This window comes from Paraburkholderia sp. RL18-101-BIB-B (genome assembly GCF_046026985.1).
In the GTDB taxonomy this organism is placed as follows: Bacteria; Pseudomonadota; Gammaproteobacteria; order Burkholderiales; family Burkholderiaceae; genus Paraburkholderia.
The window spans coordinates 494389-519363 of record NZ_JARESV010000001.1; the positions used below are offsets into that span (position 1 = coordinate 494389).

The window sequence follows — 24975 nt, forward strand, 5'->3', positions numbered from 1 at the left end:
CGTGTCGCCCTCACACCCGGTGTTCGAATCCGCTCCGGTCATCGACGCCCCCTTCAGAGCCCGGCCTGCACGCGCGTGCGCTCGCCGCTTCGCACCGCTTGCCGCACCGCGAGCGCGGCGGCGAGCGAGCGCACACCATCCTCGCCGGTCGCAGCCGGCTGCTCCACGCCGCGGCTCCTCACCGCCGCATTGAACCGCGCGAGCGAGCGTTCGTAGAGATTGTGATGAACGACGGGCACGGTGCGCTCACCAGTCGCGTCGCGCACGATCACTTCGCCGACCGGGCGTTGCGTCATCACGTCGCGGCCGATCAGTGAGCCGGCGGTGCCGTGGATCTCGATGCCGGTGCCCGCGTATGCGACCGTGAACGCGTCGTGCAGTTGAACGAGCACGTCGTTGTCGAAGCGCAGCACGGCCATCACGCCGTCGTCGACGCCTTCGGACGCAAGCGATGGCGGCGGCGTCATCGCGACCGCCTCGACCGGCTCCGCGTCGAGGATGAACCGCAGCGTATCGACGTCGTGCACGGTGATGTCGAGAATCACGCCCGCGCCCGCGGACGGCTGCGCGATCCGCCAGCCCTGCAGATGCTCGGGCAGATGCACCGCATGGAACACGCGCGCGTAGAGCGGCCGGCCGATCGCGCCGTCGCGCACGAGTTGCCGAAGCGCGAGATGCGTCGCGGCGTTGCGCAGATGATGGTTCGTGCCGAGCACGACGCCAGCGCGCCGGCAGGCGTCGACGATTGCGTGCGCGTCGTCGAGCGTCATCGCGAGCGGCTTCTCGCAGAGCACGTGCTTGCCCGCGTTGGCCGCCGCGATTGCCTGCGTCGCATGAAGCTCGTTGGTCGTGCTGATATACACGGCGTCGATGCCGGGATCGGCGAGCAGCGCGTCGAGCGACGTGCAACTCTTCGCGATCCCGTGCTTCGCCGCATAGGCTTCGCCGCGTGCGCGATCGCCGCTCAGCACCGCCGCCACCGCATTGCCTGGCTGCGCGCGGATCGCGTCGATCATCCATTCGTGCGCAATCGTGCTCGCGCCGATCAGTCCCCACCGCAGTTCGTGTCCCATCGTGTCTCCCGGTCCGTGCGGCCCACCGTGGGCCCGCATCGCATGCTGGACAGAGATTAGCGACGTAACGCGCGCGGCGGTATTGCAGAGACCGCTAGTTTTGGCACAATTGCCGCATCGCGACCGCGTCAGGCCGCACGATTGGCATCATCGCCACGTTCCGAGGTCTTCGGCCATGCGTCCCTTATTCGAACAGGTCAACATTCCGCTCGATCAGTCATGGACGCTATTTGACCGCCGGTTGCCCGCGTTTCCGTTCAACTGGCACTACCACCCCGAGTTCGAACTGACGCTGACGCTCAACAGCGTCGGCGAGCGCTTTGTCGGCGATCACATCGAGCATTACGGCGACGGCGATCTCGTGCTCGTCGGCCCGAACCTGCCGCACGCGTGGCAGTCGCGCGAGCGCCTGCGCGACGACGCGCCGCATCGCGCGCTCGTCGCGTGGTTCACGCAGGCATGGGTCGACACGCTGCACACCCACTATGTCGAGTTCGCGCCGCTGCGCGCGTTGCTCGCCGAATCCGTGCGCGGGCTCGCGTTTTCAGCCGACGTCCGCGCGCTGGCCGCGCAGCGCCTTCTCGCGCTCTGCGACGCGCCGCCGGCCGCGCGCTGGCTCGGACTCGTCGAGGTGCTGCTGCAGCTCGCCTCGGATACGCAGCGCCGCTCGCTCGCGCTGCAGGGTTTCCTGCCCGTCGACAATCCGCGCGACCGCGCGCGGCTCGAGCGCGTGATGTCGTTTCTGAACGCACACTATGCGGAGCCGATTCGGCTCGCGACGCTCGCCGAACTCGCGGCGATGAGCGAAAGCCAGCTGCAACGCTTCTTCAAGCGCTGCACGCGGATGACGATCAGCGACTACCTGAACCAGTTGCGAATCGGGCGCGCATGCGCGCTGCTGATGCAGCCCGATCGGCCGATCGGACAGATTGCGGCCGAACTCGGCTACGGACAGGCCAGCTACTTCACGCGGCAGTTCCGCGCGACGAAGGGCATGACGCCGATGGCGTTCCGGCGCAAGTACGAAACGCGGGAGTGATGCGCAAGCAGACAACCGTCGCTGATGCGGACGGGAATGCCGCGACATAGGAACGCCGCGAGTCCGGTCGAATTTCCGTCAGCCGCCACTATCGAGTTCGCCTCCGGTTCACGCGCTTAAACCCGGTCCCGATAGACTTCTGAAATCAACTGCGTCACGTGCGTCACCTGCGTCCAGAACCATTGCACACCGGGGTCCCTGGCGCTGCGCCGATGCCGCACCCGGCGTTCGATCAGGACTACGTGCTCGTCATGGGCGAGCATCATCCGCTTGCATTGCAAGGACGCTACCGGGCCAGCAGCGTCGCCACGTTGGAGCGAAGCTTTTCACTGAGTGCATTCCACCGACTCCCTAGCGGCCGTTCATTTCGTCGTTTGGCCCTCCGCTATGCCCGAGAGGCATGCCCCTCTGCATACAAGGTCTTTGCCGCACCTTCCACGGAAACATATAGTCGTTGCACCACCATGGATCAAAAGTGGCGCTACGAAGAAGTTCGTCGGTTTGGAGCAGGGCAGGCTCCGCTTCTAAAAATGGTCCGGGCAAAGACAAGAGTCAATCATCAACTGGATTAGCGACGCGGTGAATCGCGCACAAAACCTTAGGAAAAAACATGTCTAAGTTAGCTCAAAAAGTGGCACTCGTTACCGGTGGTTCACGCGGCATCGGTGCGGCAATCGCGAAACGTCTGGCGGCGGATGGAGCGAGCGTGGCCTTTACCTACGCGAGGGACGCCAGCGCGGCCTCGGCCGTGGTCAAAGAGATTGAACTCAAGGGCGGAAAGGCGATTGCGATCCAGGCAGACGCTACTGACGTCGAAGCTGTCGAGGCTGCTGTCGAGAAAGCTTTTGCGACCTTCGGCCGGCTGGATGTGCTGGTGAACAATGCCGGCACGGCCATTCCGAAACCGTTCGAAGACACGACGCTGGAGGAGATGGATAGAGTGATCGACATCAACGTGCGCGGCGTATTCGCTACGACCAAAGCTGCGCTCAAGCACCTGAGTGATGGAGGCCGGATCATCATGATCGGTTCGGCGGTGGGCGAGCGTGCCATTGCGCCCGGACTGGTGCCCTACGCAGCCACGAAAGCAGCGGTCAGGATGTTCACACAGGCGCTTTCCAGAGAGGTGGGAGGCCGTGGCATCACGGTCAACAATGTCCAGCCGGGGCCGATCGATACAGACCTGAATCCCGCCTCAGGCGATTGGGCGGTGCCGCAGAAGGCCGCCACGGCACTCGGCCGCTACGGACGCGCCGAGGAGATCGCCGCAATGGTAGCGTTCGTCGCCGGCCCGGAGGCCTCATACATTACCGGGGCGAATCTTACGGTGGATGGCGGAATGAATGCCTGAGCCTGGGCACATATTCGCCCTACGGATTTGAAGAAGGGCGACGTCCGTACGGACGCGACGGGGAGTCGATCAGCTAGCGGAGCCGGCGCTCCATTGAAGACCCGCCATACATCCATCGTGCCTCAACGACGTCGAGAGAGTCGTAGAATATTGCAGTGGGTCGTTTTCCGGCGCCCTCCTCGACGCCGGACCGAAAAGGGTGACCTCGCCCGACGTGATCGACGATTCGAACCGGTGCTTGGCCGTCAGGAACTGGCGAGCCGCGTCTACGAGGTCGAGCCGGTCGACCTTGAGTTCAAGGAGACGACATGAACGCAGTGTGCCCGCTGCACGGGCCAACGAAAATCATCCGCACGAATGCGTACGGGTTTCCGGTCTACGCGTGCTGCTGCGACGACGTGACCTATGTAACGCCGCCGGATGCGTGTACGAGAGCGCCGACGCAACGCGGGCGTGACCCGCAACCCGAACAACCGAAGACGAGGAAAGAATGATCTGCCGGGCACCTGCCGCCGAGGTGGCGGCAGGCCAGGCTTCAGCCAATAAGATCGGCACCTGTCGTCAGGACGATCTTTCCAAAGTGTGTGCCGGAATCGATCAGCTCGTGAGCGCTGCGAGCGTCGGCAAGCGCAAAGGTCTTGTAGACAACCGGCTTGATCTTGCCGCTCTCGATGTGCGGCCAAACCTGCCGCTCCAATTCGTTGATGATCGTCGCCTTGTCCGCGGATGTGCGCGACCGCAATGTCGAACCCATATGCGTGAGACGTTTCGTCATCATCGGCACGACGTTGAGATCCTTCGCCGGCCCCTTGATCACGCCCACCTGGAGGATCCGTCCGTCCATGGCCGCGGCGTCATAATTTCTGGCCACGTAGTCGCCGGCAATGATGTCGAGGATCACGTCGACGCCTTTTCCATCGGTAAATCGCTTCGTTTCGGCGACAAAATCGTCGTCGCGGTAATTTATCGCGAGATCCGCGCCTAGCGCCAGGCTGGCCTCCCGATGCGCCTGCGAGCCAACTGTCGTGATGATTTTCGCAGCGCCGAATGCCTTCGCCAGCATGGTCGCCGTGGTACCGATACCTGACGCGCCGCCGTGGATCAACACCGATTCGCCGGCAACCAGCTTGCCGCGCTGGAACAGGTTCAGCCATACCGTCATCAACGTTTCGGGCATCGCCCCCGCTTCCACCAACGTCAAGCCTTTGGGGATAGGCATTGTGTTGCAGGCGTGCGCGACGGCATATTCCGCGTAGCCGCCGCCGGGAATCAATGCACACACCAGTTCGCCGACCCGGAATTGGGACACGTTGGCGCCCACGGCAACCACTTGACCTGCCACTTCCAGCCCTGGAATGTCCGAAGCGCCGGGGGGCGGATCATACAGCCCCTTGCGCTGGAAAACGTCTGGGCCGTTCACGGCAGCCGCGTGGATGCGGATCAGAACCTGATCGGCGGCCGGCATCGGCACCGGGCGCGTAGCCGGCACCAGGACCTCAGGACCGCCAGGCTGTTTGATCTCAATGGCCGTCATGGACGACGGCACGCGATAAGTTGAAGCAGACATGGATACCACTCCTTCTATAGGTGAGGCTCGACTGATCCGGGCGGATCGTTGAACGAGGAACTCTTGCGTTCAGTATAGGGCTCGACATTGATGAATATGCGCAGCATTATTCACACTGTGAGATGCAAATTTGCATCAGGAGGGCAGCACGATGAACTGGGATGACGCGCGTGTGTTTCTCGCGGTGGAGCGCGAAAAAACGCTCCGTGGAGCGGCTAGGACGCTCAATCTCGATCAGGCGACGGTCGGCAGACGGATTGCGGCACTGGAGCACGCCCTACGCGCAACGCTCTTCCTGCGCACCTCCGAGGGTTACGCGTTGACCGCCGCAGGCGAGGCCGCGCTGAGATCAGCGGAGAAAATGGAACAGTCCGCACACGAACTCGTCAGACGAACTCAAGGCACGGATACACGGCTTGCGGGGGACGTAAGAGTCACCAGCACCGACTCGATCGCGCTCGACTTCCTGCTTCCCGCCATCGAACGCCTGCACGCTGCGCATCCCGAAGTGCGCGTCCTGCTGGACACGTCGACGCGCATGCTGAATCTGGCAAAGCGTGAAGCGGATATCGCGGTCCGGTCGGTCAAGCCGGAAAATCCCGATCTTGTCGCGCGGCGCCTGGCTCGCTGGCCCATGGCGCTCTTTGCATCGAATGCTTATCTCGAACAGCACGGCAAGCCCGCCACGGGCTCCGCATTTGCGGGCCACGATCTCGTCGTCTATCAGGGAAACTGGACCGGCACTCGATCACCGACTCTTGCTGGCGAACCGATACACGCGGGGCGCATCGTATCGACCTTCAATTCCAGCCTCATGTTGCGTACCGCGGTAAAGGCGGGCATCGGCATCGGTGAGCTTCCGATACATCTGGCTGAGCACGACGGCCTCGTGCAGATATGGCCGGAACCCCCACGTGGAGCGGTCTACGAAATCTGGCTCGTCACGCATCAAGACCTTCGGCATACCGCGCGCATTGCAGCAATGATCGACGGCATCGTCTCCGCGTTCGAAGAGCACACAACCCACAGAAAATAGTCACGCACGACCCGGCAGCGGCGATTGCGTGTCGCCCGCTATCGCGCGATCGTCCATCATTCGCACCGCGCGATCTGAATGCGCCTGCCTTTTGTCCGATATTCATCTGCGTCTGCGAATATCCTGGATTACGCTATTTTTGCTACGCGACTTAAAGCGTGGCTGACTCACGAAGTCACAATTGCGCGGACTTTCGTGCACCTCTTCTGCACGTGCCTGCCGACACCGAGCTAAAAAAATAACCGCTCGGTGAAGCGTTTCCCCATTTAATTACTTTGGCCAACGCCGAGGCTTTTTCGCATCTCACGCGGGAATAGCCGACCGCATCGAGGGCCCCTCTTTCATTTATCGCTCGTTTCCGCAAACGGCGGCAGCCGGGAATCACTGCGGCGATTTTTAATTTCATTTGTTTGAATTGGGCGCCTCATTCCGCCAGGCAACAGGCCGCGGCGCGCTGTGATGTTACGCGCCTGACTGGGTGACAAGGAGATGACCATGAAGATCAAGCATTTAAGCATTCTGTCTGCAACCGCCGTTGCACTTCTCTTGCTCAGTGGCGCCGCGCAGGCCGATGACCACGGCGGCCACGGCGGCCCCCGCAGCCTTTGCTCGAACGCAACCCTCAGGGGACCGTATGGGTTCACCGGTCACGGACAAATTCTTGGATTGATAGGACCGGATAATGCGGTTCATCCGTACGCCGCTACGTCGATCCTCGATGACGTCGCCTTGGTGACGTTCGACGGCACAGGCGGTTTTACGCGCACCGACTTCGGGGTTATCGGCGGGCTGCCGAAAGGGGGGTCGACTGCATTCAATCCGAACCAGAATGGAACCTATACGGTGAACCCTGATTGCACCGGCACCATGAAAATCGTCTATACCGCTGGCGGAGCCGTGCCGGCCGGCGTCGAGACCGATCTGAACATCGTCGTCGCCGCCGACGGGACGCTCGTCGAATCCGTTGTCTACAGGGCGGTCACCGTGGCGGGCGTGAGCGGCGACGGCACGGTGACGTGTCCAAAGTATTGCGAGCAAGCTGTGCAGGAGAGTTTCGAGGGGAAAAAGGTCGTGGTCTACGGCTTCCGCTGATCCCTTTCCGGATGATGGGTTCACGCTGGCTCGCTATGGCGCTTTCATGAGGGGCGCCAAGCCCGAGCTTGGGCGCAGGTTTTTCATCCTTTAAAGCCTGCGCTTTCTCGGGATGATCTCGTCACTTTCCCGATCTATTGCTGTCCAAACGACCCGCATCTTTCAACACGACACCTGCCACATCCTGATTACGCTCTACTCCGTCCACTGCCAGTGGTGTCGTATAAAAATTGTGAAGCAGGTGCACGCACGTGATCAATGGGTCCAGGTCAAACTATAAGCAGTGGCGAGGCCACCTCAAACATTCGGGGCCTTGCGATGCTGCGAAGCCTGTTCGAACGCGTACCCGAAACGGAAGAGATCACGTTCGTGATACGGATAGACAACCAGTTCCATGCCTACCGGTAAGCCTGCTTTTGTGAAGCCCGCAGGCAGACAGATCGATGGCATCCACGTCTGCGATGCTATGAGCGTGTTGGTGGGGAACGTCAACGTATTGGTCCGCCCTGCTCGCACGTCATCTTTCTTCGGTGGTGGAACCTGAACAGCGGGGTAGCACAGCGCCTGCACGTCAGCATCAGCCATGATCTTCACAACCGCCCGCTGAAAGCGGTCACGCGCGGCCAGTTTGCGGAAGTAGTCGGGGTCGTCCTCTGGATGCTTCGGACCGTCGAATACGCTTTGCAGAAGATCCAGCACCGGATGAAACTGCTTGGCTTCTCGAATCGCTTCGAGCGAACGGTACGGCAGCGCGGGTCGCTCGGCGAGAAACGCGTTCAGGTCGGCGCGCGAATGCGTCAGGTAAAGAGACGTCTCCAGGATTTGTTCCATAAGCGCCGGAATTTCCACCTCGACCAGAATTGCACCCGCTGCCTGTAGCTGCTCGAGGCTACGGCGAACTGCAGCATTCACCATCGAACAGGCCGGGTCGCTATCGGAACCGAACGCTTGACGCAACACGCCGACACGCACACCATTCAAACCTCCCGCATCCAGATGATCGGCATAGCTACCGGTATGACCGGCAATCCGGTCTACGACGGTGTATTCGTCGCGTGGATCGTAACCCACCATGCTATCCAGAAGCATCGCCGCGTCGGTGACCGTGCGTGCCATCGGTCCCGCCGTGTCCTGAAACACGACCAGCGGCGACATCCCGTCCCTGCTGATCAGTCCAGGTGTCACGCGCACACCCACCAGATTATTGAAGCTTGCAGGCAGTCTGATCGAGCCACCCGTATCTTCCCCGATGCCGACCAGCCCCAGATTGGCAGCGATTCCGGCTGCCGTGCCGCTGCTCGATCCTCCCGAATCGTGCGCCAGGTCGTAGGGATTCAGGGTCTCGCCACTCATAGACGAAAAGCCGAACCACGACGTGGCGAAATCCGGCATGGTCGTCTTGGCGAGCACGAGCGCACCGGCACGCTTTAACTGCGCAATTGCCGTAGCGTCTCTCGCGGGTACGTAGCCTTTTTGCGCGATCGACCCGAAGGTCGTCTGGATGCCGGCCGTTTCGATCTGATCCTTCACAAGGAGTGGAACGCCGTGCAAGGGTCCAACGAACCGGCCCGTCCGTGCGAATTCGCGATCCAGTGCATGTGCTTCGTCGCGCACCCGCGGATTGATCGAGACGATTGAATTGAGCCGTGGCCCATTACGATCGATCTTCTCGATGCGAGAGAGATACATTTCGACGAGTTGCTCCACCGTGAGAGCGCCTGACTTTAGCGCGCGATGGACAGAATCGATGGTCGCTTCTTCGAGAATGAATTCGGACATGTTGATCACTTTTGAGTAGAACAGCGGGATACCGCTGTCGGATTCCGCACTGTTTGAACGATGAGTGCCGTTGTTTGTGCAAGGTCAGTTCATGCGAGGCACAGCGCGTTGAATCGCTATGCCATGCTGCGCCAATATCTCGCGTACAGCCGTCAGTATCAGGACGGCGTGAGGCGTATCGCTGTGCACGCACACCGACTCGAATTCGATGGCGATGTCACGCCCGTCGGTCGTCACAACACGCCCTTCGATACACGCTCGCAAGACCTTTTGCGCTATCTCGCGTGGCTCAAGCGGGCGAACTCGCCGCGAAAACACTATCGATCCTGAATTGTCGTAGTCACGGTCCGCATAGAACTCGCGTACTACGGGGTGTCCAGCAGTTCTGGCCACCCGCTCGATGACGCTATCCGCCATGCAGTAGATCGGCAATCCGGCGTCGAGCAGACGAACGGCGCGCACAAGCCCCGTAGCGAATGCCTCATCGACGGCCGCGTGCATATAAAGCGCTCCATGAAGCTTGACGTGACTGAGGTCCAGCCCGTGCAATCTCGCAAATTCGCGCAACGCACCGCACTGATAGATGACGTCATTGACCAGTTCTTCCGATGAAGAATGGATCGCACGACGGCCAAATCCAACGAGATCGCGATAGCCAGGATGAACGCCGATCGCAACGCCGAACTCTCGCGCCATCGCTACGGTACGCGCGATCGTGCAGGGATCGCCGGCATGAAAACCGGCGGCAATGTTCGCCGAACTGATCTGCGGCATGATCGCTTCATCCACGCCGTCGCCGATCGACCAGACGCCAAACCCCTCGCCGATGTCCGAATTCAGATCCACAGAATCGCGATGCACTTTTCGTCTCCCATGTCATCGGGGCTTCACCGCACCCCACAGGAACAACGATAGCCTCCGCACAGGATTCGAAAAAGTTGTTTCTTTATATGTCTCCGTATATATTTTTTTCATATCCGCGTGGGCAAACGGCGTGTAGTCTCCGTCATCGTCAGCGCCATCCAGGCCTTCGAGCGGGACTGGCGCGATTCCAGGCTTCGTAACCATGTCCATCACACTTCGTCAGTTGCGGTACTTCGTTGCCGCTGCAGAACTCGGCCAACTATCGCGCGCCGCGATGGAACTGAATATCAGTCAATCGGCCGTGACAATTGCAATTCGCGACCTCGAGCAGACGGTCGGCCGGCAGCTACTGCTGCGCGGTCCACAGGGGGTCGATCTGACCGATGCTGGCCGCCGCTTTCTCGAACACAGCTACACCATTCTCGCCAGCGTCGACGAGGCACTCAGGGAATCGAGCGATGAGAGCACGACTGAAAGCAATGTGCGGGTAGCGGCGAGTTACACGCTCCTTGGTTATTTTCTGCCTTACCACCTGCAACGGATCGCAACGCTATACCCACAACTTTCGATCCAGCTGCACGAAGTCAGTCGCGATGAAATGGAAGAAGGACTCATCGCCAACCGATATGACGTGGCCGTCCTGCTTGCCGACAATGTCGCAAGTTCGAGCCTCGCGGTCGAGCGCATCTTCGCGTCTACACGACGTCTTTGGGTCGCGTCACACCACCCATTGCTTGAAAAGCGCTCTGTGTCGTTTGCTGATGTCGCCAAAGAGCCTTTCATCATGCTGACGGTCGACGAAGCCGCCGACACGGCGATGCGCTACTGGAGCAAGACCGGCTATCAGCCACACGTGATCTTGCAGACTTCTTCGGTCGAGGCAGTGCGCAGCATGGTTGCCAATGGCAGCGGTGTCGCTATCCTGTCGGACATGGTGTACCGGCCATGGTCGCTCGAAGGCAAACGCATCGAGACAATCACACTGGGGAACTCGGTACCTTCAATGGCGGGTGGTATCGCCCATACACGCGACAGGACGATCACGCCCGGCATGCGTGTCTTTCTCGACTACTTCCGCGAAACCTTCAATTCGCCCTATCTCCCTCATGCGGCCTTGCGTCAGTCGCGCACGGCGGCACGCTAAGCCTCGCTCCGAGAACGGTATGCAAAATTTTTTAGACCAGTCGCTTTTCAAACCAGTGATGGGCATACGGTTCTGCGCTGAACGCATCGACCTCGACGTATCCGGATTGCCGGTATAGCGAGATCGCCTCGCGCAGCGTTCGATTTGTCTCCAGGCGAATAATGCGCACTTTGGCCTGCCGAGCCCGTTTCTCCGCCTCGACGATCAACCGGCGGCCTACACCCATGCCGCGAGCGGAAGGGCTCACCCACATTCTTTTGAGCTCGGCCGGGGACTTCTTATGAAACTTCAACGCGACGCAGCCGATCGGGCTTCCATGGAGTCTCGCGACGATCAACGCGCCTTTCGGCGCCGTCAGTTCACGGGCATCCGCCGACAGGCTCATGGACGGGTCGAATCCTGCGTCAAAGCGCTCATCGAGTTCGCTGAAATATTGTTCGAAGCACCACCGTGCGTCATCGCTATCGGGCTCCTCAAGCGCAAAATTCACGAGAGATGCTTGTAGCAAACGCTCGACCTCAGACATGGCCGCGACCAGTCTGCGACGTTGCTCATCGCCGAGCGGTTCGAGCGCGCGTAAAGCGACCGCGTCAGAGAGGCGTTCGAGTTCAGCCCTCTCCGTGAGGCCCTCCTGAGTCAGGCAAGCCCGGCGCACCCGGCGGTCGCCTGGATGAGCGAGAACAGTGACAAGTTTTTGCCGTTCGAGAGAGGCCAACGTACGGCTGACATAGCCTGAATCAAGATTGAGCCGCGCGCGAAGAGCACGAATGTCCGCACCTTCGACACCGATCTCCCATAGCAGGCGTGATTCACCCATCGGGCGGCCCCGTCCAAGGAAATGGTCATCGATAGCGCCAATGCTTTCGGCGACTATGCGGTTAAAGCTGCGGATCTGGAGAACGTCGGATGTGTCCATATCTCTGACTTTAGTCAGAGATATGGAGTCCGTCAACATCAAGTTACCTGCGAAAGCGTCCCGCTAGCCATGCGGGTTCCAGACGGTCCGAACCCAAACAGAAATCGCATACTATTCAAATGATCACGCTCTGAGTGCCGCGCCACTGTCCGATCTCCGCCCGTTCATTCAGCGCCCGCAAAACAGGAGAACGCCGACAATTGCAACAACGGCGCATCATTCATACTCTGCACCTGCACCTGCACCTGCACCTGCACCTGCACCTGCACCTGCACCAGAATCAGAAATGAACAGTCTTTCGTCAAGGAGGCGTCGATGCGAATCTTGATTCTCGGAGCAGGCGTGGTCGGTGTCACGAGCGCCTGGTATCTGGCGCGTGCCGGTCATGAGGTGGTGGTCGTCGATCGCCAACCCGCTGTTGCGCTCGAAACAAGCTTCGGCAACGCCGGCCAGATTTCACCGGGCTACGCGTCGCCGTGGGCCGGGCCGGGCGTACCCGCCAAGGCCGTCAAATGGCTGCTGCAGAAGCATCCACCTCTGTCGCTCCAACCGGACGGCACCCTGTTTCAGATGCAATGGCTGACACAGATGCTGGCTAACTGTACAAAAAAGCGCTATGCCGTCAACAAGGCGCGCATGGTGCGGCTTGCCGAATATAGTCGCGACTGCTTCATGGCGCTGCGCAACGATACCCATATCACGTACGAAGGTCGCCAGCAGGGCACGCTGCAAGTCTTTCGCACGCAAAAACAAATGGACGGTACCGCCAAGGACATCGACGTTCTGAAGGAAATGGGGGTGTCTTATGAGTTGCTGTCGCGCGACGAACTGGCTCGCGCCGAACCGGCGCTGGAGGGCTCAAAGAATAGACTCGTCGGAGGCCTGCGTTTGCCAGGCGATGAAACCGGCGACTGTCACGTGTTCACCACCAAACTGGCCGAGATGGCGCAAGCGCGCAACGTGCAGTTCCTGTTCCAGCGCAGCATCGATGGCCTGGTCGTCGAGGGCGGCACGCTAAAGGGCGTACATTCCAACGGCGAAACATTGACTGCGGACGCTTGTGTCGTGGCACTCGGCAGCTATTCCACTGCACTGCTGCGAGACCTGGTTAGCATTCCGGTCTATCCCGTCAAGGGCTATTCGATCACTGTGCCAATTACCAACGCTGCCCAGGCACCGGTCTCGACCATTCTCGACGAAACCTACAAAGTCGCGATCACCCGCTTCGAGGATCGAATTCGCGTGGGGGGCATGGCTAATCTGGTGGGCTTCGATAAGGAACTGCACGGCACCCGGCGCGAGACGCTGGAATATGTTGTCACCGACCTGTTCCCGCATGCAGGCGACGTGACGCAAGCCAGTTTCTGGACTGGCCTGCGGCCGATGACGCCAGACGGCACGCCGATTATCGGCCCGACCGCGATCAAGGGCTTATGGCTCAATACCGGCCACGGCACGCTGGGCTGGACCATGTCCTGCGGTTCGGGACAACTGCTGGCGGATTTGATGTCGGGCACAACGCCGGCCATCAAATCCGACGATTTTGCGGTCAGTCGCTACAGCAGCTAACTGGACGCTCGCACTAAAACCACGGGCCGGAGTCGCCCCACTTCTGCGGTTCGGCCCGGATTCACCCCAAGGGCCGCTTCCAAAGCTCAACGTCATTCCTGTGCCCGTCTCAGTTGACGGGTGATTCGGTCGAACCCAGAAGTTCGGCACCAGCCGCAGTTGTCGGCGCGCGGAAAGCCACAACTCTCGCATTTCCGCCGGGTGTCCGCGGAATAACGATCCAAAACCTCCCTCAAACGCAGATTTACACTCGCAGCCAGAATCGGAAAGTCGATTCCGGATTTCTGGCACGAAATTTTTTCGGATTCCCAAACCTCTCTTTTCAAACCCCGCTCTCCGGATTTTCCCGGCTATGCATATCACCGCGTTTGCGTTCATGAGAATCTAGTTTGTCGCTCAGCGGCGACTCTGCCGCTTCAACAGCGACAGACTTTTTTCTCATTTAACTACGGGGTTTGAAATGGACCGCATCGATTCAGTCGTTTTGTCGCAAAATACGGGTTATACGTCGCTCGGAGAACGCTTTAATCAGAGCACCGTAAAGAAAACGGAAAGGTTGCCGTTTACGATAAAGGTGGTAAGTAACCTGGCGGACCTCGACAAGGCCGTCGAGATGCGCCGCACCGCCTATCGGCGCCATTTGCCGGAATTCGCCGAGACCATGGGCGTCGAGGCGTTGGATGGAGCGCCCGGCACGGTCGTGCTGCTCGCGCAGTCGCGGCTGGATGGCGGCCCGCTCGGCACCATGCGGGTCCAGACGAACGCATTCGGTCCGCTCGCCGTCGAACAATCGGTCCGCCTGCCGGACTGGTTGGGCGAGGCGCGTCTCGCCGAGGCGACCCGGCTCGGCGTCGCGCGCGGTGCGATCGGTCGGATGGTGAAGGTGGCGCTGTGCAAGGCATATTTCATGTATTGCGCGCAAAACGGGGTCGACTGGATGTTAATTACGGCACGTTCACCGCTCGATCGGGAATACGAAGCGATGCTGTTCGGCGATGTATACGGCCAGAACGAATTCCTGCCGATGGCGCACGTTGGCGGGTTGCCGCATCGGGTGATGGCGAAACCGGTTGCGTTGGTCCGTCAGCGCTGGGCGAAGGTCAACCATCCGTTCTTCGGATTCTTTTTTGAAACGGATCACTTCGATATCGACGTCAGCGTCGCATCAAAGCAGGGGGAAGACGGCCAAGGGACTGAGTGCGGCGGCCCGCCGAGCGAAGGCTCAGACCGTCTGCGGTCGCTGAGCGAAGCGTAAAGCAAGGTGTCCGCCTGGCGAAATCCGGGCGGACGAGAGATCGGTGGCGCTAGCACAGTCGTGCTTTCGCCGCTGACCATCGCAGCATCGCAATGAAATCGAGAATGAAGTCATTGGGAAAGGGCAGCAAATGACAAGCGTTAAGTGGACGTTTCGGGACCGACTGACCGGCTGGGCTTTCCAGCGGTTCTCCGTATACGTAGCGCCATTTGTGATCGTGCTGGGCAGCGTCGCAGTCATGCTCTGGGCGCCGCGCCAATTCGATACGACAGGAACGGTCACGCTCAGCTTTCCCGTGGTTGCGGATCCGTCGGCGTCACTGTCACCCGACAACGCCATCGCCCGCCTGCGCGATACCGCGCCCACCGCACGTTTCAGCACTCATCTCGCGGAAACGCCATTCTGGTTCATGCTCACGGCACCTGAGCTCGCCAGTGGCGCCACCACGTTCATCGACCTGCCGTCGCGGCACGCGCAGACGCTATCCTGCTGGCGCACGGCCCCCGTCCTGACGCTGCTCGGCGCGGGCGACCGCCACGGCACGAGCGGCGAGATGAACTTCAATAAAGCCGGCTTCGCGCTCGGGCTCGGCGAGCACGCCGCCAATGCGCAAATCCTGTGCCGAGGCACCTTCTCCGGACCCGCGTATATCACCGCTTCCGCATCGAGCCCCGAGAAGCTCGAGATATCGACCCTCGACTTCCAACAGGCCGCATCGCTGATCACGGGCGGCCTGGTGACGCTCGCGATCTTCGTGTTTGTTACGGCAATCATCAATCGCGAATGGACTTACGTGATCTTTGCCGCCTGGCTCGTCGGCAACCTCCGGTTGAGCGCCAACGCAATGGGCTTCGATACCGAATGGATGGGCCGGCTCATCCCGCCCGACCATATCGCGCTCTTGCGGCAATTCACGTTCGCGGCCTACTACGTGCTGACCACGACACTCTTCGTGGAGCTGTTTCGCCGCGAGCTGAAAGCCATCGGCCTGCGTTGGAGCCTGCACGCCGTGCGATACGGCGGCTGCCTGCTGATGATCGCTGCCTTCACGCTGAATTACGCGCACTTCATTCCGGTGCTGTGGGCATGTGCCAGCTTCTGCATACTGGTGCTGACCTACTTCCTCGTACAGTTGGTCATCAAGGCACGTTCGCGCACCGTGCTCTGGTACGTCGCGTCAATGGCGATCGTGCTGTTCGCGACGCTGTCGCAAGTGCTCGCCGCCGCGCTCGGTGTGAAAGCGCTGGCGGGCGCGCTTAGCCCCGTGGTGACGGCGTTGTCGTCGAGCATGCTGTGTGCGTTCGCGATTGCGGAACGTATGCGCGAAGAGCGCGAGCGCCGCCGGCAAATGCAGGTCGAGCTGCGCAACACCTATGACGTCACGCCGATCGGCCTCTTCACGCTGAATGGGGAAAGCGCCTTCGTGCGCGCCAATCCTGCGCTGCACTCGATGCTGGGCCTACCTCAACAGCACGACGGCACGCATCGCTGGGCCGACTATTTCGCCCCGGGCGCCGAGCGCGTTCTTGCTGAGCTTCTCGCGCGCGACGACTCCGCGTCGATCGAAATCGAAGGCGCAGCCGGCACGAAGACAGACGCGCGGCGTTACTCGCTGCGGGCGATTCGCGCGAAAGGCTTCATCGAAGGCTCGCTAGAGGACGTGACGGACCGCTCGAAAGCCGTGGAGCGGCTGCACTTTCTAGCCGAGCACGACCCCCTCACCGGTCTCCTGAACCGTCGCGGCATCGAGCATGCAATCGGCCGGCAACGCGGCGAAACCGGCCCGTGGGCACTCGCGTATCTCGATCTCGACCGGTTCAAGCTGTTCAACGACCTGTTCGGCCACGGAACCGGCGACGAAATATTACGGCACGTCGCCGCGCGCCTCGTCGAACGTCTCGGCTCCCACGTGCCGATCGGGCGCATCGGTGGCGACGAATTCGTGTGCGTGCTCGCGAACACGGCTATCGACGATGCAATCGCGCGCTGCCGCGAACTCGTTCTGGCGTTGAACTCCGCACCATTTCACGTCGACACGCGAGCGTTCCAGGTCAGGGGATCGATCGGCGTAGTCGAGTGCTCGCAAGGTGAACGGGTGCTGGACGCCCTCGCCTATGCCGACCGCGCGTGTCGCGCCGCGAAACGCGGCGGCACTGCGCGGCTCGTCGCACTACGCAAGGGCGCGCCGGCGTTCGAGGAGCGCGCCGCCGAAATCAGCCTGATCGAGGCGCTCGGACAGAGCCGGCTGCCCGAGGGCTTGTTCCTCGTGATGCAACCGATCATGTCGATGCGCGCGCCCACAGAAGCACTCGACTTCGAAGTGCTGCTGCGTCTGCGCATGCCGGACGGCTCGGTGGCGACCGCCGCGAAGCTGATCGCCGCCGCCGAGGACTCCGGCACCATCATCGCGATCGACCGCTGGGTGCTCTCGACGACGCTCGCATGGCTCAGAGAGAACCGCGCGTCGCTCCCCAACACTTGCTTCGTGTGCGTGAACCTGAGCGGCGGTTCGCTCAACGACGAACACTTCCTCGACGAACTGTTCACGCTGTTCTCGCGTCACGAGGACGTCGTTCATTACCTGTGCATCGAAATCACCGAAAGCGTCGCGCTGCACGATCTCGAACATACGGATCGCTTTATCGCGCGCGTGCACGACATGGGCGCAAAGATCGCGATCGACGATTTCGGCGCGGGTCAGACGTCGTTGCGTTACCTGAAGAAGCTGTCGGCCGATGCACTGAAGATCGACGGCGAGTTTGTGCGCACGATGTGCAACCATCCGGCCGACATCGCGATCGTCGAGGCGATCATTACCCTCGCACGCAATCTCGGCATGCGCAGCATCGCCGAATGGGTCGAAGACCTCGAGACCTTGCGCGCGCTGAAGGAATTGGGCGTCGACTATGTGCAGGGCTTCGCGATCGCGAAGCCGCAAGAGGCCCGGGACATTCTCGCAGCCTCCTCCGCCGCGAGCTTCGTGACCAACCCCGAGGTCGCACGCTACCTGAAAGCACAGCAGACGCTGCACCGCGGCGCTGACGACCAGCGCATGGAGCGCGAAAGCGCGGTCTGATGCGGCTCGCCGCGCCCCGGCCGCCGACGCCAAACTTGCCGGGCTCGTTAAAACAATCGCAATGGTTTTCGGCGTTGCGCAAAAGCGGCTACTTGTACAACTCCGACTCCGCCATCAGGGCCGGCGTACCAATAACCTCATTGATGCCATCGAAATCGAGCATCCGGTCTCGCCACGGCGCGGTCGTCCCGTGGGCATGCAGGCAACCATAATAGCCCTGTAACGTATGCGTCACCGCGCGCGCCGTGCCGCCAGGAAAGATCACGATACGAAAGCCCAGTTGCGTGAGCGTCTGTGCGTTCTGTATCGGCGTCTTGCCGCCCTCGACCATATTCGCAAGCAGCGGCACGCGGCCAGCGAAGCGCTCGCACACGGTCTCCATCTGCTCGAGCGAGCGCAACGCTTCAATGAACAATGCGTCCGCGCCCGCTTCCAGATAACGCTCGGCACGCTCGAGCGCAGCGTCCAGCCCTTCGACAGCCGCCGCGTCGGTGCGCGCGAGAATCAGCGTATTGGCGCTCACTCTTGCATCCACGGCCGCCCGCAGTTTGCCGCACATTTCGCCTGCGGGAATCACCGATTTGCCATCGAGATGCCCGCAGCGCTTCGGGAATGTCTGATCTTCGAGCTGGATCATCGCAGCGCCGGCGCGCTCGAAGCCGCGCACCGTACGCTTGACGTTCAGCGCGTTGCCGAAGCCAGTATCGGCATCGACGATCACCGGCAACGCGACACGCTCGGTGATGCGCGCGAGCGTATCTTCGACTTCGGGAAACGTCGTCAAGCCGACATCGGAACGCCCTAACCGCGTGTACGCAATCGACGCCCCAGACAGATACAACCCTTCGAAACCAGCCTGTTGCGCGACCAGCGCGCTCAACGCATCGAAGACGCCAGGCGCGAGCAAAGCGCCTTGGGCGAGAAGTGTCTTCAGTGGTTTGATTTCGGTCGCCATGATTTTTATTCCTGCAGTTCAAAAAGGCAAAAAGGCCGATTGCGCGCGACCACGCACGCGCAACGTGGCGCGCTTACGTTGCGAGGCGATCCGCGAAGGCGTCGCAGGTCGTCAATTCGCCGATCGTGCGCAGATCGGCGAGCGCCGTGTCGTGCGCGGCCTGCGTCGATGCCGCGCAGCCATCGCCCAGCACCAGCACGCGATAGTCGCGCATGTGCGCGTCGCGCGCGGTGCTCGCCACGCCGCCATTAGTGACGATGCCGCAAATCGCCACGGTGTCGATACGCGCGCGGCGCAGCACCCAGTCGAGCTGCGTGTTGAAGAAGGCCGAATAGGCGACCTTCCAGACCGACACGTCGATGAAAGGCTCAAGTGCGGAGACCGTCGCATGACCGCGCGAGCCGGCGACAAAATCCCCACGACGCAAAAATGGACGCAGTTGCTTCAGATGCGGCGAAATCATCGGCTCGCCGTCGGCATCCGGCCACAGCGTAAACTGGCTGGCCGCGATAAAACCGCCTCGCTGCTTCAACGTGCGCGCCACGGGCGCAATGCGCGGCGGTAACGCGCGCGCAGCATCCGAAGCCGCGCCGCCGCGATCGTAGGCACCACCTTCGCTCAGAAAGTCGTTCTGCAGATCGACGATGATGAGCGCGGTACGACGCGCGTCCAGGGTCGTGTCGGTCGACATATGCGGCTCCTTAGTCCGACTTGCGTGTGATCAACAGATTGCCGAGCGCATCGACGCGCCCGCTGAATCCGGGTTCGAGCCAGATCGTCGTATCCCCCTGCTCGAGAATCGCGGGACCGTCGACCGTTGCATCCACCGGCAGATCGAGGCGTGCAAAGCGCGTTGCGTCCCACCATTTCCCGGCGTGGAAAACGGCTTGCGTACCGAGCGATGGCGGCATCGCCGTGGCTTTCGGCGCGAGCACCGCCAGATCGAACTTGGGCCGCACACCGATACGCGCATAACGCAGGTTCAGGATGCGCACCGCGATGCCGCCCAGCGCGCGCCCATAGGCCGCGCGATAGGCCGCTTCGAAAGCCGCGCCGATGTCGGCGCGTTCCAGCGCATCGCGCGGCACTTCCACGCGCACCGTATGGCTTTGCCCGACGTAGAGCATGTCGAGTTCAATGCTTTCGCGCACCGCTTCGAACGCGACACCGGCGGAGTCGAGCCGCGCCTGGCACGCGTCGGCCATGCCCGCGACGCGCGCACGCAAGTCTTCGACATCGAGATCGGCGAGCGCGCGATTGAGCGTCTGCACCGCGTCGTGCCGCATGTCGGCGATCACGCAGCCGATGGCCGACGTCACGCCGGGGAAGCGCGGCACGATGCCCGTCGTGGTGCCGACTTCGCGCATCATCGCGCAGACGTGCAACGCGCCACCGCCGCCGAACGGCATGTACGCGAACTCGCGTGGATCGTGGCCACGCTCGATCGACACCAGCCGGATCGCGCCCGCCATCTTCGCGTTGGCGACCGTCAGGATCGCCTCGGCCGCCGCGTGGGCATTCAGCCCGAGCGGCGCGCCGACGTGCTCGCTGATCGCCTCGTGCGCCTTGCCGACGTCCATCTGTGCCAGCAGGCCGCCGCCCAAAGGACGATCCGCCGCGATGCGTCCGAGCAGCACGTTGGCATCGGTCACCGTTGGGCGCAGATTGCCGCGTCCGTAGCACGCCGGCCCCGGCACGCTACCCGCCGATTCGGGACCGACCTGCAGCAGGCCGCCCGCATCGACCGACGCGATCGAGCCGCCTCCCGCGCCGATCGTCTCGATCTGGATCATCGGCGCGCGCACCACCATGCCGAAGTCGATCGACGTCTGCGCGGACAACGATGCTTCGCCGTTCGCCACCAGCGACACATCGAACGACGTGCCGCCCATGTCGCCCGTCACGAGGTTCGGATATCCCGCCGCACGCCCGATTGCGGCGCACGCGATCACACCCGCAGCCGGACCCGACAGCGCCGTGCGCACCGGCACGTCGCACGCGGTCTGGCGCGACATGATGCCGCCGTTGCTCTGCACGACCAGCAGTTCGCCGCGAAAACCATGCGCCTTCAGATCGCCTTCGAGGCGCGTCAGATAGCCGCCCACCACCGGCTGCAACGCGGCGTTCAACGTGGCTGTCGAGCATCGTTCGAATTCGCGGATTTCGGGCAGCACCTCGGTTGCCGCCGTCACGTTCGCGTTCGGCCAGATCGCGCGCACCGCCTCGACGGCTTGCGCTTCGTTGAGCGGATTCGCGTAGGCATTGATAAAGAAGACGCACACCGCTTCGCAGCCGCGTTCGAGCAGATCGCGCGCCGCCGCCCGCACCTGCGCGAGGTCCACGGGCGTGTGCAAGGTGCCGTCGGCCAGCACGCGTTCGTTCACTTCGAGGCGAAGATCGCGTGGCACCACCGGCTCGAAACTGCCGCGCAAGCCCCAGGTGCGCGGGCGGTCGCGGCGGCGCATTTCGAGCACGTCGCGAAAGCCTGCCGTCGTAATGATGCCCGTGCGTGCCACCTTGCGTTCGAGCAAGGCGTTCGTGCCGACCGTGGTGCCGTGCACGATCGTCGCGATCGCGCCGGCGCCGCGCTCGCCTGAGTCGTCGCCGGGCGCACCGATACGTTCGATGCCGTTCATGAAGCCGCGCGCTTCCTCGCCCCGCGTGGACGGCACCTTGACGACGCGCGCCGTGCCCGCTTTTTCGTCGAGCACGAACAGATCGGTAAACGTGCCCCCCACGTCGACACCGACGACGATTGAACCGTGTGCAGCCGCCTTCATACCTGTTGCTCCTTCCGAGCTGTCGTCACATAACCCATTGCCGAATCGCGCTTGCGGGCGGCATCGTCACGCCCGGACGGCGCGCCGTAACCGCCGCCGCCTGGCGTTTCGAGCCGCACCCGTTCGCCGCGCTTCAGGCGAATGCCGAGCATCTTCGACGCCATCGGCGGCGTGTGCCATGCACCGTCCTGCTGATAGCGGAACACGTTGGGCACGGACGCCTCGCCGCCCGCGATACCTTGCGGAGCCGAGCGTCCGCGTTCGCCGAAAATGAACGCTTCGGCCTCATGTTCGAGCAGTTCGATTTCATAGATCGCGCCGAGACCGCCGCGATAGGTGCCGTCGCCGCCCGAGTCAGGACGCAACGCCCACTGCGTGAAACGCACCGGATACGCGGCTTCGAGAATCTCGAGCGGCGGAATGGTCGCCGTCGAGATCGGCGCATTGCCGTGACTCAGACCGTCACCTTGCGAATGGCCGCCATGCCCGCCGCCGAAGAAACTGAACATCACCCACCGCTGGCCCTTGCGCGCGCCCTCGCTGCGATGCCCGGCGATCGACAGCGCGTTGATGGTGCCGTACGCCTGGGCCATCGCCAGTTCCGGCGCGGCCTGCGCCATCGCGCAGAAGATCACGTCGATCATGCGCAGGATCGTTTCGGTGTAGCCGCCGACGGGGCGCGGCCGGTCCGCCGAGATCAGCAGTCCGTCCGGCAGCACGAACGACACGGCGTCCAGTACGCCGGCATTGGCGGGCACGTCGGGAAAGAGATGCTTGAGCGCGACATAGCATGCGGCAATCGCCGTGGCGCGCGAAATGTTCACCGGCCCGGCGCAGGCAGGCGACGTGCCGGTGAAGTCGAGCGTCAACGTGTCGCCCGCCACGCGCATGCGCAACGCGATCTTCAGCGGCTCGTCGCGCACGCCGTCGTTGTCGAGCATGTCGTCGAACGCGTAGTCGCCGTCCGGCAGCGCCGCCACGTGCGAGCGCATCAGCTTGACGGCACGCTCGCGCAGCAGTGCGAGCGCTTCGAGCACGGTAGCGTCGCTGTAGTCGTCGAGCAAGCTGCCCAGGCGACGCGCGCCCAGTTCGAGCGCCGCGAGCTGGCCGTTGAGGTCGCCCCACAGACTATCGGGCAGGCGCGTGTTGGCCTGCAGGATGGCGAGCACGTCGGCATCGAGTTCGCCGCGCCGCACGATACGCACGGGCGGAATCTGCACGGCTTCCTGCCAGCATTCGGTGGCGGCGGGATTGTAATTGCCGGGCACCGCGCCGCCGACATCGTGCCAGTGCGCGGCCGACGCCAGGAAGCAAAACAGCTTGCCGTCGCGAAACACGGGCCGCACGAGCTTGAAGTCGTTGGCGTGCGTGCCGCCTTCATACGGGTCGTTGAACAGCCAGACGTCGCCATCGACCATGCCGCCGCGCTCGCCCGCGACGCGGATCGCCGCCCGCACCGCGAACGCCATCGCGCCGACGAACACGGGCAGGCCGGACTTGCCCTGCACCAGCGTCGCGCCCGACAGCGCGTCGTAGATGCCGTGACAGGCGTCGTGCGCTTCCGCGATGATCGGATTGAACGCGCTGCGGTAGAGCGTCGCGTCCATTTCGTCGGCGATCTGTTCCAGTCGCCCTTTGAGGACCGCCAGCGTGACGGGATCTAGCATGAGGTGACTCCGTTGGATGTGGGGTAACGCTGCTTGAGCAGGTTGAGCAGACCGCCCGCCTCCACCATGTCGAGCAGAAACGCGGGCACCGGCTCGCACGTCAGTTCGACGCCATCGGCACGGCGGATGCGGCCCGCGCGCGGGTCGATTGCGATGTGCTCGCCTTCGTCGATGGATCCGGCGTCAGCACATGTGAGCAGCAACAGGCCGACGTTGAACGCGTTGCGGAAATAGAGGCCGTTGAATGCCGGCGCGATCACGGCCCGCACGCCGAGGCGCGCCAGCGCGGCCGCCGCCTGTTCGCGCGACGAGCCGATGCCGAAGTTCGGCCCGGCCACGAGCACGTCGCCCGGCTGCACGCCCGCCGCGAAGTCGGGGCGCGCAATCTCCAGACAGTGTCGCGCGATTTCGTCGATGCCGAATTTCATGTACGCGCCGGGCGCGAGCGCATCGGTATCGATATCCGCGCCGACGCGCCAGACGCGATGCGCAGCGGAGGTCCCTCCATGCACGGCTTGCGGCGGGTTGGTCGGACGTTCGCTCATGCCAGCACCTCGCGCGGATCGGTAATGCGCCCGCGCAACGCAGACGCCGCGACGGTATAAGGCGAGCCCAGATAAACCCGCGCCGACGCCGCGCCCATGCGTCCCTTGAAGTTGCGCGCGGTACTCGAAATCACCGTGCTGTTTTCGGGGATCGAGCCGCCGTAACCGGCGCACGCGCCGCACGTGGTCGCCAGCAGTTGGGCGCCCGCCTGTTCCAGAACGGCCATCACGCCTTCGCGCGCGGCCTGTTCCCGATCGCGCACGCTCGCGGGAGCGACGACGAGTTGCACGCCGCTCGCGATGCGATGACCGCGCAGCACGCTCGCCGCCGCCCGCAAGTCCTCCAGCTTCGCGCCCGTGCAAGCGCCGATATAGGCGACGTCGACGGCCACATCGCCGTATGCGCCAACGTCACGCGTATTCGCCGGGCTGTGCGGCGCGGCCACCTGAGGCGCGAGCCGTGCGGCGTCGAAATCGTGCGTCTCGGCCTCCGCTTGCGGATCGCCTTGCCAGCGGCAGAGCTCGATGTCGTCCTGCACGCCGGCAGCGCGCAAATAGTCGGCCGTCACCGAATCCGGCGCGATCAAGCCGACTTGCGCACCGAGTTCCGCGCTCATGTTCGACAATGTCATGCGCTCCTGCATCGACAGCGCCGTCACGGCCTCGCCGCAAAATTCGACGGCCTGGTAGCGGCCGCCATTCATGCCGAAGCGGCCGATCATATGCAGCATCATGTCTTTCGCCGTGACGCCCTGCGCGAGGCGCTGCCGCCAGTTCATCCGCAACGTGCGCGGCACCTTGACCCAGATTTGCCCCGACACCGCGACGCCGAGCATCTCGGTGCTGCCGATGCCGAACATGTACGCGCCGAATGCGCCGCCCGTCGGCGAATGCGAGTCGCCGCCGACGCAGAACATGCCCGGCCGCAGATGGCCGCGTTCCGGCAAGACGACGTGGCAGATGCCGACACCGTCATACACGTTCGGCAACTGCTGCGCCACCGCCCAGTCGCGCGCAATGTGCACGATGCGGCGCGATTCGTCGTCGGTCTCGGGTACATAGTGGTCGATCACGAGCACGACCTTCGACTTGTCCCACAACGACGCGCCGAGTTGTTCGAGCATAGGCTTCAGGCGCCGCGGACCGCTCGAATCATGAAACATGGCGAGATCCACGTTGCAGGTGACGATTTCCCCGACTTCCACTTCCGGCCGCCCGCAGGCCGCCGCAATCAGTTTTTGTGCAAGCGTTTGTGCTACTGGCATTG

At 62.6% G+C, this 24975-nt stretch carries 21 protein-coding genes; 9 read left to right on the forward strand and 12 right to left on the reverse strand.

What is annotated here, in order from left to right; all coding sequences use genetic code 11:
• Positions 1-53: 53 nt before the first annotated feature.
• Positions 54-1073 carry a Gfo/Idh/MocA family protein gene (locus P0D73_RS02250; protein WP_408429423.1) on the reverse strand — a complete coding sequence of 340 codons (1020 nt, stop codon included), beginning with the start codon at positions 1071-1073 and terminating at the stop codon, positions 54-56.
• Between the two features lie 175 nt (positions 1074-1248).
• Between P0D73_RS02250 and P0D73_RS02255 the strand changes: the two genes are divergently transcribed.
• From P0D73_RS02255 to P0D73_RS02265, 3 genes are all read left to right on the forward strand, one after another.
• Positions 1249-2112 carry a helix-turn-helix domain-containing protein gene (locus P0D73_RS02255; protein ID WP_408175296.1) on the forward strand — a complete coding sequence of 288 codons (864 nt, stop codon included), beginning with the start codon at positions 1249-1251 and terminating at the stop codon, positions 2110-2112.
• 610 nt (positions 2113-2722) lie between these two features.
• Entirely contained in the window at positions 2723-3463 is a 741-nt protein-coding gene (locus tag P0D73_RS02260; RefSeq protein ID WP_408429427.1) for an SDR family NAD(P)-dependent oxidoreductase, read from the forward strand.
• Between the two features lie 308 nt (positions 3464-3771).
• Positions 3772-3957, forward strand: coding sequence for a hypothetical protein (locus tag P0D73_RS02265; protein WP_115101509.1), 186 nt, complete (start codon positions 3772-3774; stop codon positions 3955-3957).
• Between the two features lie 41 nt (positions 3958-3998).
• On the opposite strand, the gene P0D73_RS02270 is transcribed toward P0D73_RS02265, so the two are convergent.
• Positions 3999-4997: an NAD(P)H-quinone oxidoreductase gene (locus tag P0D73_RS02270; RefSeq protein ID WP_408429430.1), complete on the reverse strand. Its 999-nt coding sequence runs from the start codon at positions 4995-4997 to the stop codon at positions 3999-4001.
• Positions 4998-5181: 184 nt separating this feature from the next.
• Between P0D73_RS02270 and P0D73_RS02275 the strand changes: the two genes are divergently transcribed.
• Positions 5182-6066 carry a LysR family transcriptional regulator gene (locus P0D73_RS02275; RefSeq protein ID WP_408429433.1) on the forward strand — a complete coding sequence of 295 codons (885 nt, stop codon included), beginning with the start codon at positions 5182-5184 and terminating at the stop codon, positions 6064-6066.
• Between the two features lie 495 nt (positions 6067-6561).
• Positions 6562-7158, forward strand: coding sequence for a carbohydrate-binding protein (locus tag P0D73_RS02280; RefSeq protein WP_408429436.1), 597 nt, complete (start codon positions 6562-6564; stop codon positions 7156-7158).
• A 297-nt stretch (positions 7159-7455) separates the two neighbouring features.
• On the opposite strand, the gene P0D73_RS02285 is transcribed toward P0D73_RS02280, so the two are convergent.
• Both P0D73_RS02285 and P0D73_RS02290 read right to left on the reverse strand, forming a co-directional pair.
• On the reverse strand, positions 7456-8937 hold the full coding sequence (locus P0D73_RS02285; protein WP_408429439.1) for an amidase: 1482 nt from the start codon (positions 8935-8937) through the stop codon (positions 7456-7458).
• A gap of 84 nt (positions 8938-9021) precedes the next feature.
• Positions 9022-9798: a 5-oxoprolinase subunit PxpA gene (locus P0D73_RS02290; RefSeq protein WP_408175305.1), complete on the reverse strand. Its 777-nt coding sequence runs from the start codon at positions 9796-9798 to the stop codon at positions 9022-9024.
• Between the two features lie 205 nt (positions 9799-10003).
• On the opposite strand from P0D73_RS02290, the gene P0D73_RS02295 reads away from it, so the two are divergent.
• Positions 10004-10945, forward strand: a complete 942-nt coding sequence (locus P0D73_RS02295; RefSeq protein ID WP_408429442.1) for a LysR family transcriptional regulator — start codon at positions 10004-10006, stop codon at positions 10943-10945.
• Between the two features lie 31 nt (positions 10946-10976).
• Here the strand turns inward: P0D73_RS02295 and P0D73_RS02300 are convergent, their stop codons facing one another.
• Entirely contained in the window at positions 10977-11861 is an 885-nt protein-coding gene (locus P0D73_RS02300; protein ID WP_408429445.1) for a bifunctional helix-turn-helix transcriptional regulator/GNAT family N-acetyltransferase, read from the reverse strand.
• Positions 11862-12025: 164 nt separating this feature from the next.
• The gene (locus P0D73_RS02305; RefSeq protein WP_408429621.1) at positions 12026-12217 is read right to left on the reverse strand and encodes a hypothetical protein; all 192 of its coding nucleotides are present in this window, start codon (positions 12215-12217) and stop codon (positions 12026-12028) included.
• On the opposite strand from P0D73_RS02305, the gene P0D73_RS02310 reads away from it, so the two are divergent.
• The 3 genes from P0D73_RS02310 to P0D73_RS02320 all read left to right on the forward strand — a co-directional run bounded on the left by P0D73_RS02310 (position 12177) and on the right by P0D73_RS02320 (position 17761).
• On the forward strand, positions 12177-13430 hold the full coding sequence (locus P0D73_RS02310; protein WP_408290387.1) for a D-amino acid dehydrogenase: 1254 nt from the start codon (positions 12177-12179) through the stop codon (positions 13428-13430). The two genes, P0D73_RS02305 and P0D73_RS02310, sit on opposite strands and share 41 nt — an antisense overlap.
• Positions 13431-14004: 574 nt before the next feature.
• Entirely contained in the window at positions 14005-14685 is a 681-nt protein-coding gene (locus P0D73_RS02315; protein WP_408290385.1) for an N-acyl amino acid synthase FeeM domain-containing protein, read from the forward strand.
• Positions 14686-14815: 130 nt separating this feature from the next.
• Positions 14816-17761 (forward strand): putative bifunctional diguanylate cyclase/phosphodiesterase, encoded by a 2946-nt coding sequence (locus tag P0D73_RS02320; protein WP_408429448.1) that lies wholly within the window; start codon positions 14816-14818, stop codon positions 17759-17761.
• 88 nt (positions 17762-17849) lie between these two features.
• Here the strand turns inward: P0D73_RS02320 and P0D73_RS02325 are convergent, their stop codons facing one another.
• The 6 genes from P0D73_RS02325 to P0D73_RS02350 form a co-directional block, all read right to left on the reverse strand.
• Positions 17850-18716: an isocitrate lyase/PEP mutase family protein gene (locus P0D73_RS02325; RefSeq protein ID WP_408175313.1), complete on the reverse strand. Its 867-nt coding sequence runs from the start codon at positions 18714-18716 to the stop codon at positions 17850-17852.
• Between the two features lie 73 nt (positions 18717-18789).
• The gene (locus P0D73_RS02330) at positions 18790-19407 is read right to left on the reverse strand and encodes a cysteine hydrolase family protein (protein WP_408429451.1); all 618 of its coding nucleotides are present in this window, start codon (positions 19405-19407) and stop codon (positions 18790-18792) included.
• A 10-nt stretch (positions 19408-19417) separates the two neighbouring features.
• Positions 19418-21496 (reverse strand): hydantoinase/oxoprolinase family protein, encoded by a 2079-nt coding sequence (locus P0D73_RS02335; RefSeq protein ID WP_408429454.1) that lies wholly within the window; start codon positions 21494-21496, stop codon positions 19418-19420.
• Complete coding sequence (locus tag P0D73_RS02340; RefSeq protein WP_132378379.1) at positions 21493-23163, reverse strand: hydantoinase B/oxoprolinase family protein; 1671 nt, start codon at positions 23161-23163, stop codon at positions 21493-21495. Before P0D73_RS02340 ends, P0D73_RS02335 begins: the two co-directional genes overlap by 4 nt.
• Entirely contained in the window at positions 23157-23708 is a 552-nt protein-coding gene (locus tag P0D73_RS02345) for a LeuD/DmdB family oxidoreductase small subunit (protein WP_408429458.1), read from the reverse strand. The genes P0D73_RS02340 and P0D73_RS02345 overlap by 7 nt, the downstream gene beginning before the upstream one ends.
• Entirely contained in the window at positions 23705-24973 is a 1269-nt protein-coding gene (locus P0D73_RS02350) for a 3-isopropylmalate dehydratase large subunit (protein ID WP_408429461.1), read from the reverse strand. The genes P0D73_RS02345 and P0D73_RS02350 overlap by 4 nt, the downstream gene beginning before the upstream one ends.
• Between the last annotated feature and the right edge of the window lie 2 nt (positions 24974-24975).